29 protein-coding genes are annotated in these 18,255 nt (G+C 60.8%); 15 read left to right on the top strand and 14 right to left on the bottom strand.

The window, feature by feature from the left end:
- Positions 1-22 precede the first annotated feature (22 nt).
- The 8 genes from RMO95_RS09135 to RMO95_RS09100 form a co-directional block, all read right to left on the bottom strand.
- Entirely contained in the window at positions 23-1,003 is a 981-nt protein-coding gene (locus RMO95_RS09135) for an NAD(P)H-dependent glycerol-3-phosphate dehydrogenase (RefSeq protein WP_310450305.1), read from the bottom strand.
- A gap of 37 nt (positions 1,004-1,040) precedes the next feature.
- Positions 1,041-1,493, bottom strand: coding sequence for an SH3 domain-containing protein (locus RMO95_RS09130; RefSeq protein ID WP_310450304.1), 453 nt, complete (start codon positions 1,491-1,493; stop codon positions 1,041-1,043).
- A gap of 3 nt (positions 1,494-1,496) precedes the next feature.
- Positions 1,497-1,952: a protein-export chaperone SecB gene (gene secB, locus RMO95_RS09125; RefSeq protein WP_310450303.1), complete on the bottom strand. Its 456-nt coding sequence runs from the start codon at positions 1,950-1,952 to the stop codon at positions 1,497-1,499.
- Between the two features lie 33 nt (positions 1,953-1,985).
- Complete coding sequence (gene grxC, locus RMO95_RS09120; RefSeq protein WP_310450302.1) at positions 1,986-2,243, bottom strand: glutaredoxin 3; 258 nt, start codon at positions 2,241-2,243, stop codon at positions 1,986-1,988.
- Positions 2,244-2,257: 14 nt separating this feature from the next.
- Positions 2,258-2,668 carry a rhodanese-like domain-containing protein gene (locus RMO95_RS09115; protein WP_310450301.1) on the bottom strand — a complete coding sequence of 137 codons (411 nt, stop codon included), beginning with the start codon at positions 2,666-2,668 and terminating at the stop codon, positions 2,258-2,260.
- A 6-nt stretch (positions 2,669-2,674) separates the two neighbouring features.
- Positions 2,675-3,001 (bottom strand): metalloregulator ArsR/SmtB family transcription factor, encoded by a 327-nt coding sequence (locus RMO95_RS09110; RefSeq protein ID WP_310450300.1) that lies wholly within the window; start codon positions 2,999-3,001, stop codon positions 2,675-2,677.
- A 56-nt stretch (positions 3,002-3,057) separates the two neighbouring features.
- Complete coding sequence (locus tag RMO95_RS09105) at positions 3,058-3,366, bottom strand: hypothetical protein (RefSeq protein WP_310450299.1); 309 nt, start codon at positions 3,364-3,366, stop codon at positions 3,058-3,060.
- Positions 3,367-3,507: 141 nt separating this feature from the next.
- Positions 3,508-4,005: a DUF2726 domain-containing protein gene (locus tag RMO95_RS09100; protein ID WP_310450298.1), complete on the bottom strand. Its 498-nt coding sequence runs from the start codon at positions 4,003-4,005 to the stop codon at positions 3,508-3,510.
- A gap of 80 nt (positions 4,006-4,085) precedes the next feature.
- On the opposite strand from RMO95_RS09100, the gene RMO95_RS09095 reads away from it, so the two are divergent.
- Complete coding sequence (locus RMO95_RS09095) at positions 4,086-4,235, top strand: hypothetical protein (protein WP_310450297.1); 150 nt, start codon at positions 4,086-4,088, stop codon at positions 4,233-4,235.
- 8 nt (positions 4,236-4,243) lie between these two features.
- On the opposite strand, the gene RMO95_RS09090 is transcribed toward RMO95_RS09095, so the two are convergent.
- A complete protein-coding gene (locus RMO95_RS09090; protein ID WP_310450296.1) occupies positions 4,244-4,459 on the bottom strand; it encodes a hypothetical protein in 216 nt (71 codons plus the stop codon).
- A 147-nt stretch (positions 4,460-4,606) separates the two neighbouring features.
- On the opposite strand from RMO95_RS09090, the gene RMO95_RS09085 reads away from it, so the two are divergent.
- From RMO95_RS09085 to RMO95_RS09035, 11 genes are all read left to right on the top strand, one after another.
- Entirely contained in the window at positions 4,607-5,953 is a 1,347-nt protein-coding gene (locus RMO95_RS09085; protein ID WP_310450295.1) for a phage/plasmid replication protein, read from the top strand.
- Between the two features lie 12 nt (positions 5,954-5,965).
- Positions 5,966-6,304: a hypothetical protein gene (locus RMO95_RS09080; protein WP_310450294.1), complete on the top strand. Its 339-nt coding sequence runs from the start codon at positions 5,966-5,968 to the stop codon at positions 6,302-6,304.
- A 6-nt stretch (positions 6,305-6,310) separates the two neighbouring features.
- Positions 6,311-6,661 carry a hypothetical protein gene (locus tag RMO95_RS09075; protein ID WP_310450293.1) on the top strand — a complete coding sequence of 117 codons (351 nt, stop codon included), beginning with the start codon at positions 6,311-6,313 and terminating at the stop codon, positions 6,659-6,661.
- 64 nt (positions 6,662-6,725) lie between these two features.
- Positions 6,726-6,950 (top strand): hypothetical protein, encoded by a 225-nt coding sequence (locus RMO95_RS09070; protein WP_310450292.1) that lies wholly within the window; start codon positions 6,726-6,728, stop codon positions 6,948-6,950.
- 70 nt (positions 6,951-7,020) lie between these two features.
- Entirely contained in the window at positions 7,021-7,296 is a 276-nt protein-coding gene (locus tag RMO95_RS09065; protein WP_310450291.1) for a hypothetical protein, read from the top strand.
- A 78-nt stretch (positions 7,297-7,374) separates the two neighbouring features.
- Positions 7,375-8,790, top strand: a complete 1,416-nt coding sequence (locus RMO95_RS09060; RefSeq protein ID WP_310450290.1) for a hypothetical protein — start codon at positions 7,375-7,377, stop codon at positions 8,788-8,790.
- Between the two features lie 7 nt (positions 8,791-8,797).
- Positions 8,798-9,082 carry a DUF2523 family protein gene (locus RMO95_RS09055; RefSeq protein WP_310450289.1) on the top strand — a complete coding sequence of 95 codons (285 nt, stop codon included), beginning with the start codon at positions 8,798-8,800 and terminating at the stop codon, positions 9,080-9,082.
- Positions 9,083-9,086: 4 nt separating this feature from the next.
- Positions 9,087-9,362: a hypothetical protein gene (locus tag RMO95_RS09050; protein WP_310450288.1), complete on the top strand. Its 276-nt coding sequence runs from the start codon at positions 9,087-9,089 to the stop codon at positions 9,360-9,362.
- 137 nt (positions 9,363-9,499) lie between these two features.
- On the top strand, positions 9,500-10,597 hold the full coding sequence (locus RMO95_RS09045) for a zonular occludens toxin domain-containing protein (protein WP_310450287.1): 1,098 nt from the start codon (positions 9,500-9,502) through the stop codon (positions 10,595-10,597).
- Positions 10,594-11,886, top strand: a complete 1,293-nt coding sequence (locus RMO95_RS09040) for a hypothetical protein (protein WP_310450286.1) — start codon at positions 10,594-10,596, stop codon at positions 11,884-11,886. The genes RMO95_RS09045 and RMO95_RS09040 overlap by 4 nt, the downstream gene beginning before the upstream one ends.
- Positions 11,887-11,898: 12 nt before the next feature.
- Positions 11,899-12,144 (top strand): hypothetical protein, encoded by a 246-nt coding sequence (locus RMO95_RS09035; protein ID WP_310450285.1) that lies wholly within the window; start codon positions 11,899-11,901, stop codon positions 12,142-12,144.
- A gap of 78 nt (positions 12,145-12,222) precedes the next feature.
- On the opposite strand, the gene RMO95_RS09030 is transcribed toward RMO95_RS09035, so the two are convergent.
- The 5 genes from RMO95_RS09030 to RMO95_RS09010 are packed head-to-tail and all read right to left on the bottom strand — an operon-like array spanning position 12,223 to position 14,472.
- Entirely contained in the window at positions 12,223-12,465 is a 243-nt protein-coding gene (locus tag RMO95_RS09030; RefSeq protein WP_310450284.1) for a hypothetical protein, read from the bottom strand.
- 55 nt (positions 12,466-12,520) lie between these two features.
- Positions 12,521-12,766, bottom strand: coding sequence for a hypothetical protein (locus RMO95_RS09025; RefSeq protein ID WP_310450283.1), 246 nt, complete (start codon positions 12,764-12,766; stop codon positions 12,521-12,523).
- Positions 12,763-13,923 (bottom strand): ParB/RepB/Spo0J family partition protein, encoded by a 1,161-nt coding sequence (locus tag RMO95_RS09020; RefSeq protein ID WP_310450282.1) that lies wholly within the window; start codon positions 13,921-13,923, stop codon positions 12,763-12,765. The genes RMO95_RS09025 and RMO95_RS09020 overlap by 4 nt, the downstream gene beginning before the upstream one ends.
- 11 nt (positions 13,924-13,934) lie before the next feature.
- Positions 13,935-14,180, bottom strand: coding sequence for a hypothetical protein (locus tag RMO95_RS09015; protein WP_310450281.1), 246 nt, complete (start codon positions 14,178-14,180; stop codon positions 13,935-13,937).
- Between the two features lie 19 nt (positions 14,181-14,199).
- On the bottom strand, positions 14,200-14,472 hold the full coding sequence (locus RMO95_RS09010) for a DNA-directed RNA polymerase subunit alpha C-terminal domain-containing protein (RefSeq protein WP_310450280.1): 273 nt from the start codon (positions 14,470-14,472) through the stop codon (positions 14,200-14,202).
- A 764-nt stretch (positions 14,473-15,236) separates the two neighbouring features.
- On the opposite strand from RMO95_RS09010, the gene RMO95_RS09005 reads away from it, so the two are divergent.
- From RMO95_RS09005 to RMO95_RS08995, 3 genes are all read left to right on the top strand, one after another.
- Positions 15,237-16,133 carry a site-specific integrase gene (locus RMO95_RS09005; RefSeq protein ID WP_310450279.1) on the top strand — a complete coding sequence of 299 codons (897 nt, stop codon included), beginning with the start codon at positions 15,237-15,239 and terminating at the stop codon, positions 16,131-16,133.
- A 127-nt stretch (positions 16,134-16,260) separates the two neighbouring features.
- Complete coding sequence (gene gpmA, locus RMO95_RS09000) at positions 16,261-17,010, top strand: 2,3-diphosphoglycerate-dependent phosphoglycerate mutase (RefSeq protein ID WP_310450278.1); 750 nt, start codon at positions 16,261-16,263, stop codon at positions 17,008-17,010.
- Positions 17,007-18,224 carry a murein hydrolase activator EnvC family protein gene (locus RMO95_RS08995; RefSeq protein ID WP_310450277.1) on the top strand — a complete coding sequence of 406 codons (1,218 nt, stop codon included), beginning with the start codon at positions 17,007-17,009 and terminating at the stop codon, positions 18,222-18,224. The genes gpmA and RMO95_RS08995 overlap by 4 nt, the downstream gene beginning before the upstream one ends.
- The last annotated feature ends 31 nt before the right edge of the window (positions 18,225-18,255 follow it).

Genomic DNA, 18,255 nt, shown 5'->3' with positions numbered 1-18,255 from the left:
AAGGGGCTGGGGGATGAGCAGTTCACTCGTTCTTCGCCTCGCGCGCCATCAGTTGTTCCACGGCGGCGCGCGGCGTGATGCGACCGTCGAGTACGGCGGTCACCGCGCGTGTGATGGGCATTTCGATGCCGAGTTCGGCGGCACGACGGGCCACCTCGCGCGCGGCGGGAACACCTTCCGCGACATGCCCCAGTTCGCCGGCAATTTCGGGCAGGGCCCGGCCCTCGGCGAGGAGCAGGCCGACGCGACGATTGCGCGAAAGCTCGCCAGTGCAGGTCAGGATCAGATCGCCCATGCCGGCCAATCCCGTGAAGGTTTCACGTCGGGCGCCGAGCGCCTCGCCAAATCGGGTGATCTCCACCAGGCCGCGCGTGATCAGGGCAGCGCGAGCGTTGAGCCCGAGACCGAGTCCGTCGCAGATGCCGGTCGCGATGGCCAGCACGTTCTTCACCGCACCGCCTACTTCGGCACCGATCAGGTCGGGGTTGGCATAGATGCGCAGGTTGCCGCCGTGCAGGCGCTGCGCGGTGGCCTCGGCAAAGGCGGCATCGCTCGACGCCAGGGTGATGGCGGTAGGCAGGCCGCGCGCCACTTCGAGGGCAAAACTCGGTCCGGTGAGCACGCCGCAGGCCGCATCTCCCATCACTTCGGCCACCACCTGATGCGGCAGCAATCCGCTGCCGGCTTCGAGCCCCTTGCACGCCCAGAGAAATGGCAGGGCTGGCGCGTCGGCCTTGAGTTGCTCGAGCAGGGAACGCAGGCCGGCCAGCGGTGCGGCGAGGATCGCCAGATCGGCGGCGGCCAGGGCTGCCCTGAAATCGGCGGTGAGCTGCAAGTCGGCGGGAAACGGGCAGTCCGGAAGATAGCGCTGGTTCTCGCGGCGGCGGGCCATGTCCGCGACGCGCTGCGCATCGCGCGCCCAGAGGATCACCTGATGCCGTGCCGCAAAAGCGATGGCCAGCGCCGTACCCCAGGCACCGGCGCCCAGCACCGCTATCCGCATCGCGCATCCTTCATTTGCAGCATCCCTGTCGCTGACTTCACAGGCCCCAGACTTGCGGCACCTTGAGAAAACCGCTCTGTCCGTCGCGATGCCTGACCTTGACCCAGCCGCCCGGAACGGATTCGACGAATTCCAGCACCACGTCGCGTTCGGCCTCGAACACCAGCGCAGCCTGGTCTTCGGCGGCGGCGCGGACCTGCGCCCGATCCACGCGCACGATCACATTGCGCTTGTCCGTCAGGTGTTTCTTCTCGATCCAGACCAGTTCGCCCCGGCTGTCGCGTACCTTGGACCACCCGTCGAGGCCGACCACGAGTTCCACCGGGGTACCGGCGAGCACCACGAACAGGGGCCGGGCCTTGGCCGACGGCGCGTCGTAGGCCGGCGCCGCCTCGGCCAGCGACAGGTAATCCAGCGCATGCGCCGCGGGCGCGGCGGCCAGGGCCGCCAGACCGACTACAAACGCTGTAAATCGGCGTGCCGCCATCATCAACTATTGCAGCTGAATCTTGCTCTCGGCCTGCTGCTGTTCCATCAGGCGCTGCTGATAAAGCGACTCGAAGTTGACGGGAGCGAGGATCACCGGCGGAAAGCCCGCGCGGTTGATCGCGTCGGAGACCGTTTCACGGGCATAGGGGAACAGGATGTTGGGGCAGGCCACGGCGAGTATCGGTTCCATGTCCTGCTCGGGCACATTGCGAATCTGGAATATCCCGGCCTTCACCACCTCGACCAGGAAGAAGGCCTTTTCGCCTTCCTTTGCATTCACGGTGACCGTCAGCGCCACTTCGAACATGCCCTCGCCGATGGCGACCGCTGCGCTCTGGATCTGCACCTCGATGCTCGGCGTCTCGCGCTCCAGAAAGATCTGCGGTGCGTTGGGCACTTCGATGGACAGATCCTTGACGTAAATCTTTTCGATGCTGAAAACCGGCTGCTCGTCGCTCATGATGAATTGGATAGTGAGGGAAAGGGTCGAATTCTACGCGGCCAGCAGTGGATCGAGCTTGCCCTGGCGCTCCATTTCGTAGAGATCGTCGCAACCGCCGACGTGGGTCTCGCCGATGAAGATCTGCGGCACCGTGCGGCGGCCGGTCTTCTGCATCATTTCTTCGCGCCGGTCGGGCGCGAGGTCGACGCGGACTTTTTCGATTTCGGTGACGCCCTTGCGTGTCAGCAGTTGCTCGGCGCGCACGCAGTAAGGACAGACGGCGGTGGAATACATCAAAACTTTGGCCATTTGAGTTTCCCAGCTCAGGACTTGGTAGTCAGGGGCAGACTGGAATCCCGCCAGCTGGCAATTCCGCCGGCAAGGCTGAATACCTTGGCAAAGCCGCTTTTCTTCAACTGGCCGCAGGCCGACGAGGAGCGGTTGCCCGACGCGCAGATGACAATGATCGGCTTGTCCTTGAATTTCTCCAGTTCGGACATGCGTTTCTCAAGCTGACCGAGAGTGATGTGGCGCGCCCCGGTGATGTGGCCGGAACTCCACTCTGCGGCTTCGCGCACATCCAGCACCAGCGCGTCTTCGCGGTTCATCAGCAGGGTCGCCTGCGCCGGAGTCAGATTGTCGACACCGCCGCCTGCCACCATCGGCCACAACAGCATGCCGCCGCTGACCAAGGCCAGCGCCACCCAAATCATGTTCTCTTGCACAAATTCCATTGTCGTCTAGTCCCTGTGTGCCGAAACGCCGCAGAACACCTCGCGCATCATGGCGATGAGCTGAAGGGTGCGCTGGTCGGCAATACGATAAAAAACCCGGTTGGCATCCTTGCGGGTTTGCAGGACGCCCTTGTCGCGCAAAATGGCGAGGTGTTGCGAGATATTGCTCTGTGAAGTGCCGACGGCCTCGACGATATCCTGCACGCAGGTTTCCTGGTCACCCACCACGCAGAGGATTTTCAGGCGCAGCGGATGCGAAATCGCCTTCAGCGCCCTTGCGGCCGTTTCTATGTGCTCCTGCTTTCCTATCAGTTCGTTGATCGCTGTATTCATGCCGTGCTACCCCTAATTGTGATTTATCCAGCTTTTTGTCGCGGCAATTTTGAATATTATAGATTACTACTGTTCGCGATCCGGGCAGGCTGGTTCTTGGCAGACGTCACAATCTCTAGGACAAAAGGGAGCAGGTACCGCCTCTTCGCTTCGTCCTTCTCGGTCAGTATTTCAGACGCTGCGACTACATCCCAACGATCGACGCCTAGTAGATCGGCGAGCTTTCCGCAAGCGACGGGGGGTAGTCCACGCTTGCCGTGTTTCGCTTCGTTTAGGCTTGAGTGGCGAACGCCTATAAGGCGCGCCAGTGCTGCGGGTCCTTGTGCCGCTTCTATTCCTTTAGCGATATAGGTTTTCAGTTCCATTACAAATTCTCCTTGACTAACCAGTTTTGGTTAGTTCTAATCGCGTCCAATTAGCCAATTTTGGTTATACCCAATCTTGGGTTATGCGCACTCTGCCCGATCGGGGCCGAGTCAGTCAAGGGGAAACGTCGCGTGGGTTTGTCACGTTCTGCTGGGTGCGTTGGAGAAATCGGCTCGGATTCGTTCCGGCGATGGCATTTGGCGCGCTTCGTAACGAAAAAGCCTGTGGCCGGCGACGTTCAAAGCCGCATTCTTGTCAGCGTCGGCTTTGACGCGCGCCGGTCGCTTATGCGTGTTGTCGTCGAGCTCGATGATGGCGATGACTTCATAGCTTCCGGGAACGCAAACGACGTAATCGAGCACCTTGTTTGCGATCTTGTTGCGCCAAGTGATTTCGCCGGGCTGTTTGATTGTGTCAACGATGGCCGAAAGGGCGACTTGCGGAAATATCGCGAGCTCGGGCAGCGCGGCACGCAATTTTTCGTAGAACAAGACTTCGATGGATGTCATGAGCCTTCGGTGGTTGTAGGCCGGAAGGCTGATTTGTCGTTTGCTTTGGCGTTCGACGTAGATCACAACTGTTGCGGCACTGATCAGTATTACGAACACGACGATGCCGAATATGTACTTTTCGATCACGGGCGGCTCCCAAGGTGTGTTTATGACGTGGAACTCGCATCATACCAAGGGCATGCCGCCCCATCTTTCAAGGAGGCTTCATGGGCCTGAGAATGGATTTGGACCTTTGGGCGCGCTGCGTTGGCACGATGTGGCAAGGCCTCGATCTGGACGAACGCCCGGAACAGGGGCCCTCGCCGTTCCCGTATCTCACGCTGCGCGAGCTGCTCGCGCTGCCGGGTGTTCGCTGATGTTCGGTCTACGAAGTGGTGGCGCTATCCGTTGGGCGCGCATCGGCCTGCAGCTCTGTCAGTTCCAGCCATTGAAGCCTGGCGCGATGAAAGTGCTTGGCATCCTTCTGCGCCGTCGTTCGTTGCGATGGCAGCAACAATTCCGACAAAAATCCCCGTTTGCGGTCCCCGATCGGACCGGCGCCGGTCGGCCGGCCGCTTCGATTGTTGTCAATCGAGGTCATTCCTGATGTACGGCGTACCTGGTCAATTGAACGAATGGGCGGCCGCCGTCGCCGCCTGCCTGCCCGCCCGGAGCGAAGCGAGGACGGACAGCCAGCCGGCGATGGCCTCGGCGCCCCAAACCAAAGAAAAGCCCACCGGTTTTGACCTTGGGTTTTCTGATCTGCGGCGGTGTAGCACCGCAGATCAGTCCGGTTTACCGGATTTTGAGGATTTCCCGGATGGGCATTGACACAGTGAAGCTTCGATCGCCCACGATTGATGAAAGTCTCGCTGACTTTCTCTACAACCAGACCATTCTCAAGACCGGCGTAGACCTCTCGACCGGCGAAACGCTGTACGCGATCACGAACGGCCAGCTCGAGGGCTCGTGGGATTCCCGGATCAGCTTCAACGTGATGCGCAAGGATTGGGTGGCAGGTCCGTCCGGTCGCACGGAGTTGGTCGACTGCGATCCTTACATTCTGGTCGAGACATCGCTGCATAAAGTCTTCTACGGCCAGAACGTGTTCGGCCAGGTCGAGAACTTCCCGGGGCGCTGCCGGCTGTTCATCGATCTTCTGGGTGAACTGTTCCGCTGTCCGGTGGATAAGTTCGGCGATCCGCAAGGCGCGCTCCCCTCGGCCGATCGGTGGGAAGTCCGCCGCGTCGATTGGGCCGAAGTGTTCCGCCTGACGCCGGCCGCGATCGGCGAATTCTTTCGGGGGATCAGCCATTGCAAGTTTCCGCGCCGATCGGCGAAGTCGGCCAAGTACGGCATCAACTCGGTGCACTTCCCGGGGTCCTTCACCACCTTGCGGATTTATCACAAGGGGCCGGAATTCAAAGAGCATGAAATTCCGAGAGTGCGCAAAGCGCTCTCGTTCTACTACCAGCGCCAGCGCGGCGAGCGATTGCAGGTCAACGATTGGTTCAGAGGTCAAGAGGGCGGCGATGTTGGCAACTACCGCCCGCAAGTGGAAAAGCGGATCAAGGCATTACAGCGATTAGCGGATAACAGGTTACGTGCGGAAGTTCAGATCAATGCGGAAAAGCTCATGTACGACTTCGGTCATTTTCCTTTGGTGTCAGAAATCACGGATGAGTATTTGAAGAAGATTCACGACCACGAAGTATTCAAGCTGCTACGGGAAGGGAAAACGGAAATGGAAACTGTGCGCACGCATGACCAGGTGAAAGCCAGGCTTAACTCGATCTATGGCAAGCGCTCGGCCAATGGCCTGTTTGCCTTCTGGCTCCAGATGACAACGCGCGGCGAAGATGTTGTGCAGACCGAATACGGTCGCAGCCAGTTTTACGTCAATCGCCGCCGCCTGGTGGATGCCGGTGTGTCGTGGCTCGCGTCGAACGTGATCATCATCGCCAATGAAGCTGCATTGCCGCGCGACTTCGCGCCGCTGCGCACCAATGCGCGTCTATGCCGTTCGCCTGTGTCCAATCATTCGTTGTTCAACCAATGCCCTGTTGAGTGGGGCCAATTACGGGCTGCGGCCTAAAGGAGAAGTGTGATGAACGCTGTAACCAAGCTGGAAGCAGGCAAAAAGGTGGAAGTTGTAAATAACGAAGTCGTGATTTACGGCAAGGTCACGGGGGTCCGTGGTGAAACCACGAAAGACAAGCGCAAGCTGTATTTCACTCTGGTTCGTCTGCCGGCGAGTGGCGATGAGTTCGAAGCGCCGGGAACGGTCGAAGTTATGTCAGATCAGAAATTCGGCGCACCGGGCGAGATTGTCACGGCGCGCTGTCGGCTCTCCGGCTATGGCCGGCGCTACAACAAGAAACCTGACGAGGACGGCGTTATCGAGTCGGTGCAGACCGCCGACATCAAATTGCGCCTGGTCGAGTAAGACCTGATGTTCTTCGCCTACGCCGGCCATTGCTACGCCACCGCCGAGGAAGCCCTGGAAGCTTTCCAGACAACCTTCCCGGTGATTGGTGAAGTGCAGTGGACCGGGCATGTGGCGTCGAGCATCACCGGAACGGGGAACCTGAGCTATTCCGTCGAAACGCGGGCAATGACCGGCAACGGCCTGAATAGTCGCACCGGCTCGATCCAACTGGCGACCTGTAGCACGCCCGACGCGCCGGACTTTGATCCAGTCGCGGCAGGCGGGGTCTTCGCCTTCTTCTTCCTGGGCGTGTCGATGACTTGGCTCCTGTCGCAAAACGTCGGCCTGATCCTCGAGGCCGTAAAGAAGTGGTAACGATTTCTGGCGAGTTCGCCAAAACCGGCGCGGCGGCATCCGCGCACCTGTAGGGAGATACACCATGTTTGCAAAAACCAAGCAGTACCTGGTCGGCCTTCTGTTCGCGGGCCTGTCCATGCTGGGCTTCTCGGCGCACGCCGTGGGTCCGGACCTGAGCACGCTGACCACCGCCGTGGACTTCGGCACGGTGACCACCGCTGTCCTGGGTGTGGCCGCGGCGCTGATCGTGGTCTACATCGCCTGGAAGGGCGCCAAGATGGTCATCGCCGCTGTCCGTGGCGGTTAATACCTGACGAACAGCGGGGGGGTGTGCACGCCTTCCCGCGTTTCGCATGCGAAATTACAAGGGGTAAATCATGGCCGGTCCCGATCTATCTGCAGTGACTGCGATGGTCGATTTATCGACTGTTGTGGAAACGGTGCTGTTTGTGGCTATCGCGTTGGTTTACGTCTATGTCGCCGTGAAGGGCGTCAAGATGATTCTTGCGGCCGTCCGTGGTGGCGATGGTTACGAGCTGGACCCGGAGGGCTTCGACCCTTACGAGGATTACAGCTATTCGGAATACGCGCGGGACAATCGCGCGGCCGGCTTGCCGGTGTTGTCTGAAGCTGAATTCGATCGCCGGCAATGAACTCGTCTGATGCGTGGTATCTCGTTTTCGCCCTGTACGGCATGCTGACCGCCTGGGCGATGATCAAGGGGCTTTCCAGTGATTAACGCCCGTCGTTGCCTGGTGGCGCGTCTGTTGCTGCCGATCGTGGCCGTGTGGTTGACGGTGATGCCGTATCGCGAGGCGCGGGCAATTCTGCCGTTGGCGGTTCCGATCGGTGTTGCGCTGGTGGATGCAGCTGGCGCGGTGTTGATGGCTGATGCAACCGTGGCGGCGGGGTCCGCTGTATTGGGCGGCATCGCGATGGCGGCGATCCTGTTAACACCTGGTGATTCGCCGGTGGAGAATGGTCAGGTTCGCGTGCCGCTATCAACGGCGACCGGATCGACGGCGGCGATGACTGCAATGGCACCTGTGGCGGCGCCAACAGTGCCGGTGATACCGGCGCCATACTCTCAGGCTGCGTATGACGCGACTTCGTGCGGGCGGTCGGGGGATTATGGGGCGACCGTGGGAACGATCGAATCCTGTAGCGCGTGCTTTGTGAATTATCAGCCGCTGACGGGCGGTCGGTCGTGCAAAGTTACGTCGGACAGCGGCGGATCGAGTCCGCCCCTCGGTACTGTGTTTGATACGGATCAGACCAGCGTGGCGGCGTTGGATTACCGGGATGGGTGTGATGTCGGGTATTCGCTCGTTAGTGGCTCGTGTGTGGTGTCCAATGTTCGGGCGGCGGTACCGGACAATAAAGCGGACTACCAGCGCACCGGTACCACGATTTCGCCATACAGCGGCGATGACACGCCGACGAAGATCAAAGGCGCGGTCAGCTCAACGTCGGCAGCCAATGACACGGTAAGTGCGGTGGGGACCGACGCGGACGGCAATCCTCGCCAGGTGTCGGTGCAAGCGGTGTCAACCGGTGGTTCGTTGATCACGACGAGGACTCAGAGAGTCGACGCGAACGGCAATTCGTATGTTGAAAACAAGATAGTCCAGGTCAGTGCGGCCGGCGCGGTCAATGCAGTGAGCACTACGTCAACGGCGCAGCGGCTTGAATACAACGCGACGACGGGCACGATGACTGTAACGGCGGCGCCGACCAGCACTTACGCGCCGGCAGCGGCGGGCACGGGTGCGGGGTCGGAGCCGATCGTATTCCCGAGCGATTACGCCAGGGCGGGCGAAGCGGCCAGCGCCGCGCAGTCGATGAGCAACACGCTCGGCCCGAAGATCGACGCGATCACGAATACGGGCGATGACCCGGTAGACCCGCTGTTGCCGGAGGAATCGATCTTCAATGACGCGTTCTTCTCGGGCACGTTTAACAACCTGCTCGGCTGGCAGCTGCCAGCACATAGCAGCGAGTGTCCGACGGGCTCATTTGCCTGGAATGGTGGCACTTACGCAATCGATAGTCATTGCCAGCTGATCAACAGTCATTTTGGAACGCTGTCTGCAGCGATGGCCGTGGTGTGGACTGTGGCGGCGTTGTTCCTACTTCTGAGGGCCTGATATGCCTATGCCGCTTTTGCTGGCGCCGCTGGTGACCTGGATTTTTCGGGACGTCATCGTCAAGTTCATGGTGTTCAGCGCGGTCTTTGCGCTGGTCGTGTTCCTGGTGCCGAAGGCGGTCGGCTACCTGGGCAGCTTCATCGGGACGTCGGGCCTGAGCAGTGCGTTTGCGTCGGTCGGGTCGGGCGTCTGGTACTTCCTCGATTTCTTCCAACTCGGCTACGGCGTGCCGTTGATGATCTCGGCCGGCGTCTCGCGGTTCCTGATTCGGCGCTTGCCGTTCATAGGGTGATGTCATGAGCAAACGCAATTCAGACCATGATGATGGCGGCGCGGAATACCGCGAAACCTACGATGAGGGCCGCGAGGTGCAAAAGGTGCTCGCGCGCGCCCGGAGTTTTGCCAAGGATCGCGGCGAGGCGTTTGTGGTGTTCCTCGGTTCGATGCTGTCGCCGGGGGAGAACCTTAAGCCGTACCGTGCTTACAAGACGGTTGGGGAGGCACAGGATATTGCGCGCGCTCTGGATGCGTGGCCTCGTGCTTCCGTAAAAATCAAGCGCATCAAGGTCTGACGATGTTTGCCGTTGCGCTGCTTGTCTGGTTAGAGCCGCCCTGGTGGGTGTGGGTGGCTGCGGTGTTCTCGATCGCCGGCGATGTGTGGTTGGCGTTGCGCTTGCGGCAGGTGTTTCGGCGTCTGGGGCTTTAGGGTATGTCCATTAAAGCCTATGTCGGAATCATGGGGTCCGGCAAAACCTACGAAGTCGTTACCGTCGTCATTTACAACGCGCTGAAGCGCGGCCGGCGCGTTGTGTCGAACATCGCCGGTTTGAACTTCGAGGCGATGAAGGCCGCGATGCTGGGCGAAGGGGTCGAGGAAAGCCGCATCGGTGAGCTGGTCTGCATTCCTCATGAGAAAGTGCTCGAGCCGAAGTTCTGGCGCACCGACCATGACCAGGAGGACGACATCGAGGCGTTCATCCAGGGCGGCGACCTGCTGGCCCTGGATGAAATCTGGCGCTTCTGGAACGGCCTCGGCCCGAAAAGCGAGGACGGCAAGGAAAAGCGGCCCGATCGCGTGATGAACTTCATCCGCATGCACCGGCAGATGCTGCACCCTGTCACCGGCGTTTGCTGTGACCTCGCCATCATTACGCAGGACCCGGCCGACATTCATCGATCGGTGCGCGGCGTGATCGAGGAAACTTACCAGATGACCAAGCTGACGGCGATCGGCTCGGATAGTCGCTATCGCGTCGATTGTTTCCAAAAAACCCGCCTCACGCGGCGGCCGTTGACCAGCCATCAGCGCAGCTACGATCCGGCGAAGTTCGCTTTCTACCAGTCGCACAGCCAGAAAAAAGCAGGGGATGCCGATGCCGTCGAGGAGAACATCGACGGGCGCGGCAACATCCTGAGGGGGGCGCTTTTCAAGGTCGTGCTGCCGGTCGGCGCCCTGGTGATGCTCGGCGCGTTTTATGTGGTGTTCTCGTTCTTCAATCCCAAACCGAAAGACAACAAGGCAGCGGTGGCCGCGAACCAGGCGAAACCGGGCGCGGCACAACCGGCGAATGTTTCGCATGCGAAAGCAGGACCGGAGCTGACCGACGACTGGCGCGCGGCGGGTTATTACGGGAGGGGCGGGGATATGGCGGTCGTGTTGAGTGCCGGGCGGTCGCTGCGCGTCTTGCAGAATCCGCCTAACGTCAAGTTGTCAGCCCTGGGCGTGGAAGTGGTGCTGCCGAGTGGTGAAGTGGCGTCGGGTTGGACGGGTGTCAAGTCGGGCGGACTGGTTGAGGGGATGAAATGACGTATGCAGAGCTAATGCTGGCCGTGCTGGCGTCGGTCGGTCTGCGCTTGTGGTTGTTGCTGGCCGGCCTGATGCTCGGCACAGCGGTCTACGCTGATGACAAGGTGTCGCTGGTCCTGTCGGAAATGCGCCTGGTGGATCTGGTACGCGTGGCTTACGGCGAGCTGTCGCGGCAACCCTTCGTGTTGTCCCATGAACTGCTCGAATCGCAGGACCGGTATACGGTGGATCTTCGCCAGGTGTCGACCGCGCGTGCCGTGTTGGCGGTCGCCGACCTGGTGCGGTCGGCCGGCTTCGAGGTCGTGCAACGTGGCGGCGTGGTGCTGATCGGCAAGCCTGGCGCGGCCGTTGATGAAACAATTGTGTATCGGCCGCGCTATCGGTCGGCGCGCTACCTGGCCGACGTTGTACAAAGCGTCACGGGGGCGCGCTCTGTGCTGGCGCGCTCGATCAAGTCCGGGCAGGGCAGGGAAGTGCAGCCAACGCGCGACCTGCAGCCGACGCAGCCGGGGCCGCTGCAGCCGAGTCCGACCAGCGTCGAAGGTCAGATAGACCGCAGCGAGGTCGACCAGATAGCGTTCAGCGTCGATTCGAAGGAAACCAGCAGGATTCGAAAGCTGCTCGCGGATCTGGATACGCCGATGGGTGAAGTGGTACTCAAGGCGGCCGTGTATGAGGTCGGCTTCGATCGCCGCGAAGGTTCGGCCGTCCAGGTCGCGGCCAGCATCATGGCCGGCAGGCTCTCGGGCACGATCGCCGGCAACATCCTTGGCGGGGTGTCGGTCAAGTTCTCGCAGGGCGGCATCGAGGCGGTGTTATCGGCCCTGGACGCCGACGTAAGGTTTAAGTCGGTGTCTCGGCCCCAGGTGAGAGTCAGAAACGGCGCCCAGGCCCGTTTTAGCGTCGGACAGGATGTCCCGGTGCTCGGTGCGGCCCAGCTCGACAAGAATGGTAATCCGATCCAGTCCGTCGACTACAAGCAAAGCGGCGTAATCCTGACTGCAACCCCGGAGATCCGCGAGGACATCATTGAATTGCAGCTGCAGCAGGAGCTGTCCAATTTTGTTGTCACGAAGACCGGCGTCAATGGCTCGCCGACCTTGATCAAGCGCGCCGTGAATACCAAGCTGGGCTTGATGCCTGGCGAAGTCGTGGTCCTGGCCGGCCTGCAGGATGACCAAGAGGATGAATCTCAGAACAGGATGCCGTTCTTTGGCTGGCTGCTGGGGGAAGAGCGGCAGGAGAAACGCTCCGAGATTCTGGTATTCATCGAAGCGGTGCGGATATAGGCTGTCGCCGCGATGATCGCCTATCTGTTGTGGCTCGCCTCCGGAGCAGCGTTGCTGTTCGTGTGGTTGCGGGCGATCAATGCGGCCGTGTGGTGGTCGCTGGGCTATCGCCGCTTTCGCGGCACCTGGTACAGCCCCTTTGAGTATTCCGCGTTGATGGCGATGCTCAAGGAAGATCAGGAGCGAGGCGGGCGGGCGATGTGGCCCGATGAAGTGCGCGCCCTGGTCGCTTGGAGTAATGGCGGGGACAAGTTTTAACCAGCGCCAGCGGCCCCTTGATCCACCAAGTAAAACGCCCTCTATTGAGGGCGTTTGTCCACACAAACTGGGGATAACTCAACCGTTCAATTCCAGCCGGCGCTCGATGCGTTCAAGACGTTCATTGAGGCCGTCGGCCGTGAGTTGCTGCGAAGCGTCGGCGGCGGCCAGGTGGCCCAGATGCTGAATGATCGACGCCTGGCCGGCTTCAAGATTGCCTGTGCGCCGGATCAGCTCGTCAAGCTTGCGGTTAATGTTGTCCTGTCCAACCTGGAAGCGCTTCAGGTGTTCGAGGATCAGATTCTCTACAGCGTCGGTCATGGTGCGGTTCTCCTGTGCGGTAAGTGTAGCCTAAAAGATTTTCGCATGCGAAAGCTCAAGGCTCGTGCCGGTTGGCAAAGTTGGCCAGGTCGGCGGCGTCCTGGTCGGCCTGCAGGACCTCGGCGCCGATCTTCACCAGCTCGCGCACTTCACGTTTCCCGCTTTCGCGTTCTTCCTTGTTGGCGCTGGTGAGCATGGCGAGTAATGCGGCGGCTTTGGTGTTAGGTCGCTCCTTGTGGAAGGGTTCATTACTTAAAGCGGCCCGGATCGCGGCCGCTTTAGCTTCGGTCGCCGGCGTCATTGCTCGCCCTCCCGGTTCGCGCTCTGCAGGATCGTTACCAGGGCATAGAGGTTGTCGAACTTCTGTCCTTTAATCGCCATTAGGGCGACGAAATGCTCAAGGTAACTCGGTCCATCATTCCAAGGATGCAGCGCCCTGGCCCATTCCTCGAAGGTCCAGCGTTGTGCGCTCTCCTGGTGTTGCTGCAGGTGGTCGAGTAGGGCGGTGTGCTGCTCCGTGTTGAGGGTATTCAGGAATTCATCGGCCGCGTTCGGTGCGTCTTCGCTCGGCTCGGCGCACAGTGTCTGCAGCTGGCGCAAAGCGCGCTCGATGAAGCGCGGGCCGTGGCCTTCGTTGGCTTCTTTATCTTTGGCGATGCGCTCGGCCGCCAGTGTGGCCATCCGTTCTTCTTGCGCCTGGCGCGTCTGTTCGCGGTCAGCGTCGGACAGGATCGGCCCGGGTTTAGCCTTCGCCTCGGTCTTCAACGCCTTGAGCACCTGGCGCGCGGTTTCCCGGGTCGCTTTGCCTTCGCGGATTTGTTGCGTCAATTCGTTGCCTTTGCTGTAGCTGAGTTCTGCAATCGAACTCAAGCAATTGAGAATTTCGACGTCCTCGGTAACGCCGTCTTGCATGAGGTTGCTGGCCATCCAGTGCAGATCAGGATGTGACAGGGCGAGGCGCTTGGACACCCATCCCGCCGACTTCTTCACCGTCTCGGCCACGGCCGCAACGCTCTTGAGGTTGTCATGCAATAACCGGATCGTGTTGACCTGGTCCTGCAGCTCGAGGTCTTCGCGCTGGATGTTCTCCGCCAGCTGTATCAGCAGCGCGTCGGCCGCTGATGCTTTGGTGACCAGCGCCGGTATGTCGGAGAGTTCCGCCAGGCGGCAGGCGCGCAAGCGCCGCTCGCCGGCGATGAGCGTGAACCGTGCGCCGTGCGGATTCAATAGGACCGGCTGCAGCAATCCACGCGTCAGGATGTCGTCGGCGAGTTCCCGGATTGAGTCTTCATCGAACACGGTCCGCACCTGGGGCGCGATGTCGATCAAGGCCAGGGGCACCAGCTTCACGCTGGAAATCGTCGGCAGTTCGGGCGCGGCGGCCTTGGTTTTCGCAAGCGAAACCTTCGCCGGGTTTTTGGGAGCGGCGGCCTTGGCTGTCTTGGGTGTCGTCGTCATGATGTCGCTCCTTAAAAATGGTCGTAGTCGCTATCGGTGGGCCAGTCGGTGGCAACGAGCATTGCGATGTCGGCCTGAATTAAAACGCGGGCTTGTTCCAGCTGTCGCCGTGTGGTTTGGGGATCGCGCAAGATTCCGTAACCATTTACCGTGTCGTGCGTGAGTGCGTTTATTGCGCCGTTCTTGCCCTCTAAAACAAGGGTGGTGGCTTTCTCGGCCGCCGTCAGCTTGCGTTGCGCGTGTTGTTTCGTCGTCATGTCATTTCTCCTGGTCGGGTTATCGAATGGGAATGCTGTAGCCGCGTTCCTGCAATACGGCGCGGACTTCGTTTAGGCAGTGGCGGCCGAAGTTGGGCAGCTTCAAAAGGTCGATTTCTTTTCTGCTCACGATGTCGCGCAAGGTGTGGATTCCCTCCGCGCGCAGGCAATGGGTTGTGCGGATCGTCATGCCCAGGTCGGCCAGGTCGATCGCGGGCGCGGGCTTTTTCTTGGCGGTAGTTGTCTTCAGTTCCAGCTCGATGCTGGCTTGCAAACGTGCCAGGCGCGTCAAGGTGAATCGGTCGGTTCTAGGCTTCATGTCGGTTTCCCCACATCTGGACTGATGCATCCCGGCGCCGGGGTTGCTTTGGTTTCTGACTTCGGATCGATGTGCATAGCGTTGTCTCCTTGTGGTGGTTATCCGTCCTGATTGCAGTACCCGTGCCGTCATGCACCACAGGGCGGTCTGCCAAAAGCAAGGGGGCGGGCGTCTGTAACGCCGTCGCAGCGGCGAAGCCGCTTTCGTTTCTCAAGACCAATTGCGCAGCAGCGCCGTAAGGCGCACTTCATCGGGTCTTTTCTGATTTCGACGGGGTTACGGTTCCCCCTTGCTTTTGGCTTGCCCTGTGGTCAGGTCGGCGCATTCGGGTACTGCAATCGTTTAGGACGGATGGCCGCAACAAGGCGAGGCGCCTCGATCCGGGGTTGTCAGAAACCAAGAGCGCGCAGCGCGTCTAATTGCGGCCGCAGGCCGGCGCTTCCATCACGCCGTGGCCTAGCCTTTTCGTTCAACTGGATCGCTGTTGACTCTGGCTTTGCGATGGAACGTCGACGCTCCAGGTTCATGTCGTCGTTTCTTCGCGCCTGGCTGTGGGCGATCGGCACGCCGTTCGCTGCCGTTGCAAGCGCAGCGCGCAGGAGCAAGGGATTCGGAGGGCCGCAGGTCCCACGGCTTTATTGTGGGATGAGCGAACAGCGAAACCCGGAGTAAGCCCGGTGGCGAAGCCATGCTCACGGTATTAGAGGGCGTTTTGGCAATCTATTCTCGATCGCTCTATGCTTGACCTCGATCTCGAACAACAATCGCAAATTCGCCTGGTGGACTTTGCAGATCGTTACGTCGACGCACGGCGTGGCGAACTCAAAAGCATTCGCGCCGTCGAACTGACGCTTATTCGCATGGCATCGGCTCTACCCGACGTGCCAATGCGCCAGTTGCGTAAGGTCGACATCGCCTGTTACGTGTCGCAGCGCCGTAAATTCGGCGCATCCAACGGCACCATAAATTGCGAGTTGCTGACGCTTTCGGCCGCCATCAACTACGTGTGCCGGCGTTGGGATTGGAGCATGCCCAATCCAGTGCCGGGTCAGTACGTCAAATGGCCGGCCGGCCGACTGCGCTACCTGGATACGTCGGAAAAGCGGCAGCTGCTCGACGCGGCCGGCCAGGTCCGCCGCAGGGGATCGCACGTGCTGCCCGACTTCGTGGCCATGGCCATTAATACCGGGATGCGCAAAAACGAAATACTCGGATTGACCTGGGATCGAGTGTGCTTGAAGGCCAGCAATGTCATTCTTCGAAGTGGCGACACGAAAAACGCCTGTCCACGTGTCGTACCGCTGAACAAGGAAGCAAGGGCCGCCGTTGAGTCGAGGCGGCAGTGGGTGCACAAGCATTGCAGGGATTCTCGCTGGGTGTTCGCCGACAGATCGGGCGAACGGGTGAAATCAATCTATGCGTCGTGGCGCGAGGCGTTGGAGCAGGCGGGGATTGAAGACTTTAGAATCCATGACTTGCGCCACACGTTCGCGAGTTGGCTAGTCATGAAAGGTATATCGCTCTACGTGGTCCGGGACCTACTCGGCCACAGCTCCATCAAAATGACAGAGCGCTATGCGCACTTGGCGCAATCCGCATTAGTTCAAGCAGTCGCAGTGCTGGACGAAGAATGAAATGTTTTAGATTACTGTTAGAGGCGTGACGGATCATCATTTCGGCGCGGCAGCCACCGGATCGGCCCGGGTCGGGCGATGGTGCGGGCGGTACAATGGCGTTTTTTGTGCGCTAAGGCTTACCCCCATGTACAAGATCGTTCTGCTTCGCCACGGCGAATCGACCTGGAACCAGGAAAACCGCTTCACCGGCTGGACCGACGTCGGCCTCACGGAAAAAGGCCAGGCGGAAGCCGTGGCCGCCGGCCAGTTGCTGAAAAATGAAGGCTACGCCTTCGACATCGCCTATACCTCGGTACTGCGCCGCGCGATCAAGACGCTATGGACGGTGCTGGAAGAAATGGACCGGATGTGGATTCCGGTGCAGCATTCCTGGCGCCTGAACGAACGCCATTACGGGGCGCTGCAGGGGCTCAACAAGGCCGAAACCGCGGCCAAGTTCGGCGATCAGCAGGTGCTGGTCTGGCGCCGCGCCTACGACACGCCGCCGCCGCCGCTGGCCGAGGACGATCCGCGCCTGGAGACCGGCAACCCGCGCTATGCGGACCTGCCGCCGGCACAGTTCCCGCGCACCGAGTGCCTCAAGGATACCGTCGAGCGCTTCCTGCCCTACTGGCATGAAACCATCGCGCCCACGGTCAAGTCGGGCAAGAAGGTGGTCATTGCGGCCCACGGCAACAGCCTGCGGGCGCTGATCAAATACCTCGACAAGGTGTCCGACGCCGACATCGTCGGCCTCAACATTCCGACCGCACAGCCGCTGGTCTATGAACTCGACGCCGACCTGAAACCGATCCGCAACTACTACCTGGGCGATCAGGAAGCGATCAAGGCGGCCATGCAGGCGGTGGCGAACCAGGGCAAAGCAAAGGCGTGATTCCTCGACGCAAAATTTGCGTCAATGCCTTATGCCTTGCAGCCCTCCTCGCTTCGACGGCGTTCGCCGCAGGCGTCGATGCGAAGAAGGGTGAGCTGCAGGACCTGAAAGGCCGCATCGAGGCCTTGCAGCGCGACATGGCGGCCGCCGAGGAATCGAAAACCTCCGCCGCCGACCAGTTGCGCGAGACCGAATCGGCGATCTCGAACACCAACCGGCGCCTGCACGAACTGGCTGCCGAACGTGCCGGCCTGAAAGTCCAACTGGACGAGCTCCTTGCACAGAGCCAGCGGCTCGACCGTCAGACCGGCGCACAACAGAACCAACTGGCGCGCCTGCTCAACCGCCAGTTCGTCGGCGGCGACGCCGACGCGCTGAAGCTGCTGCTGTCGGGCCGCGACCCCAACCAGTCGGCCCGCGACAAATATTTCCTGACCCAGCTCTCGCGCGCCAAGGCCGATCTGATCAACCAATTGCGCGCGGTTGCGGCCGAGAAAAAGCGTCTGACGGATGCGGCGCAGGCGCGCCAAGCACAGTTGGCCGAAATCGAACGCCGGCAACAGGAAAGCCGCGCCCAACTGCTCGACCGCAAGAAGCAGCGGCTGACCAAGCTGATCGCGATCGCCGACCGGCTCAAGGCGCAGCGCCGTGAAATCAACACCCTGAAACGCGATGAGCAGCGGCTGGCAAAACTGATCGATGGACTGGCCCGCATCGCGGCATCGAAGCGCGCCAGGCCGAAAGTTGGCGCTGGCGGCACGGCGGTGGCCAGGGCGCCGAAGCTCAAAAACCATGACCCGGGCAATGTCGGCGGCGCCTTCGCCGCGCTGCGCGGCCAGCTGCGCCTGCCGGTCAAGGGCGTCATCGACGGCCGCTTCGGCAGCCCGCGCCCGGAAGGCGGCGCCGCCTGGAAAGGCCTCTTCATCCGTGCCGCCGAAGGCGTCGAGGTCAAGGCCGTGGCCAGCGGCGCCGTGGTTTTCTCGGACTGGCTGCGCGGCTTCGGCAATCTGCTGATCATCGATCACGGCGATGACTTTCTGTCGGTCTATGGCAACAACGAATCCCTGCTGGCGGCGGTGGGTGCCAGCGTCAAGAGCGGCGAACCAGTCGCCACCGTGGGAAACAGCGGCGGTAACCCCGACTCGGGTTTATACTTTGAACTCAGGTATCGGGGCCAGCCGTTCGATCCCCTGAAATGGGCCGACAAGCGCTAGTGTGCTTCAAAGGAGTGGCCCTTGATTTTCG

This window comes from Sulfuritalea sp., assembly GCF_031426875.1.
In the GTDB taxonomy this organism is placed as follows: Bacteria; Pseudomonadota; Gammaproteobacteria; order Burkholderiales; family Rhodocyclaceae; genus Sulfuritalea.
Note: the sequence above shows the minus strand (reverse complement) of the source record. Positions and strands in the feature narration are given on the sequence as shown.